Source organism: Streptomyces sp. NPDC005483 (assembly GCF_040606035.1).
In the GTDB taxonomy this organism is placed as follows: Bacteria; Actinomycetota; Actinomycetes; order Streptomycetales; family Streptomycetaceae; genus Streptomyces.
In genome coordinates this window covers 1-4,596 of the sequence record NZ_JBEXEA010000099.1, presented here as the reverse complement: position 1 = coordinate 4,596, position 4,596 = coordinate 1, and the positions used below count along the sequence as shown (strand labels likewise).

5 protein-coding genes and 1 pseudogene are annotated in these 4,596 nt (G+C 62.6%); 4 read left to right on the top strand and 2 right to left on the bottom strand.

What is annotated here, in order from left to right:
- Nucleotides 1-524 precede the first annotated feature (524 nt).
- Nucleotides 525-743 (top strand): annotated as a pseudogene (locus tag ABZT06_RS50230) (transposase); the annotation flags it as partial.
- A 4-nt stretch (nt 744-747) separates the two neighbouring features.
- On the opposite strand, the gene ABZT06_RS50225 reads toward ABZT06_RS50230, so the two are convergent.
- Together ABZT06_RS50225 and ABZT06_RS50220 are read right to left on the bottom strand one after the other, a co-directional pair.
- Complete coding sequence (locus ABZT06_RS50225) at nt 748-951, bottom strand: hypothetical protein (protein ID WP_355756574.1); 204 nt, start codon at nt 949-951, stop codon at nt 748-750.
- Nucleotides 932-1,219 carry a hypothetical protein gene (locus tag ABZT06_RS50220; RefSeq protein WP_355756572.1) on the bottom strand — a complete coding sequence of 96 codons (288 nt, stop codon included), beginning with the start codon at nt 1,217-1,219 and terminating at the stop codon, nt 932-934. The genes ABZT06_RS50225 and ABZT06_RS50220 overlap by 20 nt, the downstream gene beginning before the upstream one ends.
- A 388-nt stretch (nt 1,220-1,607) precedes the next feature.
- Between ABZT06_RS50220 and ABZT06_RS50215 the strand changes: the two genes are divergently transcribed.
- From ABZT06_RS50215 to ABZT06_RS50205, 3 genes are read left to right on the top strand one after another with little or no spacing between them, the layout of a single operon-like run.
- Entirely contained in the window at nt 1,608-1,709 is a 102-nt protein-coding gene (locus ABZT06_RS50215) for a hypothetical protein (RefSeq protein ID WP_355756577.1), read from the top strand.
- 39 nt (nt 1,710-1,748) lie between these two features.
- A complete protein-coding gene (locus ABZT06_RS50210) occupies nt 1,749-3,053 on the top strand; it encodes an RHS repeat-associated core domain-containing protein (RefSeq protein WP_355756569.1) in 1,305 nt (434 codons plus the stop codon).
- A gap of 30 nt (nt 3,054-3,083) precedes the next feature.
- A complete protein-coding gene (locus ABZT06_RS50205) occupies nt 3,084-3,899 on the top strand; it encodes a hypothetical protein (protein ID WP_355756567.1) in 816 nt (271 codons plus the stop codon).
- Nucleotides 3,900-4,596 lie beyond the last annotated feature (697 nt).

Below are 4,596 nucleotides of genomic sequence, written 5' to 3'. Positions count from 1 at the left end.
CGACACCCGGGCCCTCAACCTGCCCCGCCTCAGCCACCGACAACGAAATGGGCCCCCGACTCCGTCGGCGGCCCATCACGAAAGATCGAGGTTAGAGCGTGCGGGGAGGGCGGTACTCCGGCGCCATTGGTCCGCGACCGGCCCGTGTGGGACTCCACCCAACGCTTTACCTTGGGTAGCTGTCGCGTCGGGTTGCCTGGAGCGCAACGATGCCTCCAGGTAACCGACTTCAGTCTCTAGAAGAACCCAAGTTTCTTCGGACTGTATGAAACAAGAATGTTCTTCGTCTCATGGTGGTACACGAGCAGTACCCACGCTGACCTGCGGTGACGGTGCGCTGCCAGCGGGCATGTGGCAATGTGGTCCGGGAATGGACCGGATCTTGGTCTCGGACACGTGGGTCGGACCACCCCTCGGCCTACTCCATGCGAGGCGTTCACAGACGCCGCTGCCGCTGGTCGTCAAGTTTCGCCGCGGCGTCGCTAAGGCATTGCTCGGTCGAGGGCTACGTCGAGCTGATGTGGATCAACAGCGAGATCAAGCGCCGGACCGACGTCGTGCAGCTCTTCCCCAGCGACGACGCCCTGCTGCGGCTAGTCACCACCGTGCTCTTCGAGATGCATGACGAGTGGGTCGCCTTCCCCCGCCGCTACCTCCCCGAAGGCAGCATGGACGAGATCTACCGCGAGCTCCCCGAAAGTGCCCCAGCGCTGCCGAACACCCCGAACGCGCCCACCGGTTGATTCGCTACACCATCACACGGGACACCATCGGCGCCGGCGCCCCGTCCCCGTCACCGTTCCCGCCCACCATCTCAGCGAAGGCACCGAGCAGGGAGCGTTCCAGCGGGCTGTCGGCCAGATGGTCGGAGAACTGAGCGGTGTAGTTGTCGGCGATCGTGTCGGACGAGGTACGGGTGGTCCGTATGAAATCAGGGGTCTCGGCGGTCACGGACCGCACCGTAGCGGGGCTCGTCGGTCCGCCAGGTGAAACCGTCCAGAGAGCCAGGTGGAGTTTCCTCGACCGTCACCGGCGGATGCCGCCACCGCATGACCAGCGACACCGCCGAGGCCATCAACCACCCCGCCAGAGTCATCACGACCAGAACCGCCAGAACCAGTCCCGCCAGCCCCAGGAACCCGAATTTCGCCAGCATCCAGGGAATCTGATCTTCACCACAGCCGCAGGCCAACCGGCCGTCCGCCAAAAGGCTCGTCATACGACCAGCGTGCCCACATCCCGCACTGCAAGTACACAGCGTCGTCGAACTGTCGCCCGGCGGTGACGGGTCCGGGATCCTGCGCCGAGGCGACACAGGGCCTCCCGAGAGTCGGGAACGGGGGCGCCCCCCTTTCCCCACCAGGAGGCCCTGCGTGTCGCTGTGTGCCTGTTGGGTGGCCTGGCGGCCTCCAGGTCAGCCGAGGGCTTGCTTGTACGTCCAGCTTCCGGAGCCGATGACGGTGGAGGGTATGCCGACCGTGCTGCGGCCTCCGGGATAGAAGAGCGTCACCAGTGCGAAGGGCGGAACCGCCACCGGCACGCAGTCCTACGTCTTCGATGCTGCCGGCAACACCACCACCCGTCCCGGTACCACCCAGAACCAGTCCCTGACCTGGACGGCCGAGGAAAAACTGGACACCGCGACCGCCGAGGGCACCACCACCCAGTACGTCTACGACGCCGACGGCAACCGCATCCTCCAACACTAATCCACGGGCACCACGCTCTACCTCGGCGAGACCGAAGTCATGGCCGACGGCTCCGGCACTCCCCTCAACGCCGTCCGCACCTACACTCAGGCCGGAGCTCCCACCGTCGTCCGCACGACCAACGGCTCGACCACCGGTCACACACTGAGCTGTCTGATCACCGACCAACTCGGCACCGCGAGCATCGCGGTGGACCTCGGCAAGGACCAGACGGTTACCCGCCGAGCTTTCAAGCCCTACGGCGAGACCCGCGGCACCAAGCCGAGCAGCTGGCCCAACCAGCACACCTACCTCGGCGTCGGCATCGACGACACCAACACCGGCCTCACTCACCTCGGCGCCCGTGAATACGACCAGAACACCGGCCGTTTCGTCTCCGCCGACCCGGTCTTCGACGTTGCCGACCCATTGCAGATGAATGGTTACGCCTATGCGAATAATTCTCCCATCACAAGGAGTGACCCTGCGGGTCTCGAAAGCTGTGGCCCTGCTAACTACAGCTGCAGTAAAGACAACATTGACACCATTAATGAGGGCGGAGGGGGAGGCGGCTCGGGAGCCGGCGGGGCGAGCGGAGGAGGCGGGAACGATGACAGTGTGGTTGTCCGTAACAATGGCCACACGAATCTCTACAAGTGTCTCGCTCCTCAGGCGACCGCCCACAACGCCGCTGTGTGCGCGAGTGGATTCGCCGCTTCTTCCTGGGCCAAGCAGCACAACATTGACGGATATGTCACGGTGGACATACGGAAGGGGAAAGGCTCGACTGAAGCCAACAAAATTCCAGGGGCCAGTGGCGGCAAGGATGCCAAGAATGATGGCTACGCCGATTTGATTCTCTGGACCAAGGACAGGGTGTACATCTGGGAAATCAAGCCGAATGGCAAAGCCGATGACTACGGTCGGCAAGAGGGCCCCAGGGACTTGACTCGATACGTCACCAAGCTTCAGGCTCATCTGGACGGCGTGGGCGATGATCGGGATGTCGTGCGTGGTGTAGACCTTCCTGCGCAGCGTTTCGCCTCGGGGCAAGGAAATGGGCGTGTCTGGTCTGAGCAGACATCACCTGGAATGAGATTTTACGGAACAGATCGCAGGCGTACCAGAACTCCCGCCGCAAGCCCCTCGCCGAGCCCGAGTGTAGGTACGCCGGTGAAGGAACCCACTCGCACGCCGACTGCTGAACCCTCTCCTTCGCCGATCACACCTCCAGGGTTGCCTATCAGTGGTCAGCTGCCGGACGCCAAGACGGTGGGGTTGGCGGCCGCGGTGACTGCCGTGGTGCTGGGCGTGGGTAGCATTTTGTCCAAGGGGCCTGCGTGTGTGTTGGGCGGCGCGTGTTGACCCGTGGGAAACGTGCGAAAGGTGCGTGATGTGGCAGTCTACATTGAGGCTACGTTTGATCCCTTGGTGTCGCACGGCCGAGAAGAATCGCTGGTGCGCTGGTTCACGAGTGCCCGATCCTCGTTCTTTGGCGGCCCAGCTCAAGCCGAAGTGAGCAGCGAGGCAGATGTGGTCTCCCACGTGCTGGTAACTCAGGAAATTGATGGTCCTTCGCATCGACTTATGAATTTGAGTGACCAGTGGAGCCAATTCGAGGAATTCCTCAGAGGGTTTCCTTGGTGGGTGGATGCCCGATACTCTGAGGGTGATATTGAACTCGTTGGTGTACGCGCGCGGCAGCTGGTCACCGATGGTTCCATCTGGCAGGTGTCAGCGCGTCTGCCGATGAGCCGCCCGGATGATCCCGTGCAATGCGGGGCCATGGTGGAGTTTCTCCGTGAGGCATTGGATGTGGCTAATCCTTCCTTCGGTCGGATTGAACTGAACGACTTCGACGATTACACCAACCTCGATGCTGCGCTACGCCGAAGACTACGCGCATCGTTGCGAGAGAGCCGGGAGATCCTGCGGGGCTATGCCTGGGTGACTGTATGCCCCCCAGAAATCTTGTCACAGCTTGGCGGTGTCGCCGAATTGGAGTCTTCCAGAGCTTTTCACCGAGTTGTCTCACTGCAGTCCGGAGGTGTGCTGTTGCAAGCGTCTGAGACCTTGGCCGACTACACGAATGCAGTCATGCAACAGGTCTTCTCAACACTGGCTCCCGTTCTGCCGAGGGGTGAACCAAGCTTGGATCCGGCTCATCCGCATCTGCGATTTGTTTCGCAAGACGCGGCATCGGTGCGCTGAGCGCTCAGTACTGCAACGGTGCTTATTCTGGCTGCTGGGCAGCTTTCAGGGGTTGTGTCCGCGTCGCTTGTCCACGTACAGAATCGCTGCTGTCGCGCTCCAGTTGGCCCACCCGCCCTGGTCCTGACGCTGGATGCAGACGGGGGTGCCCCCATCGATGAGCAAGCGGCGTGCGGGTACGTGCGGCGCCGTTGCGAGCAGGGCCAGTGTCTCCGACGTGAGGTAGCCCGCGTCCTGTTCGATCTTGGACAGCGTCTGCTTCGACCATTGCGGGCGCCGAGTTCCTTAGAGTGACCACTGAGCATTTTCAGCGTGGCCACTGATCGGGTGACGCCGGTCAGGTCGAGATGAGAGCCGCAACGCACAAAGCCCCCGTGCCGTTGAGGGAGATGTTCGACGTCTCAACCCACCGGCACAGGAGCCCTGTTGGTTCCCTAATCCGTGGTTAAGGGCGTCCCTATGGAGCGGAAGCTTCTGGAGATGTTCGAGTGGAGGACTGCGATGCCTGCGGCGATCCGGGTCTGCTGAAACCTCTGCATAGAGCGGCGCGCGGTCTGTGTTCGCATGGTGGTGGCAGCTGCGAGGGCGCCGGAGGTATGCCTTTGAGCACGCTGGCCTGACGTAGGCCTAGTCATAGAGAGGCAGCGTCCGGCGTCTCCGCGGCGGTCACCAATGCTGCAGTGGCGACCAGCGTGTG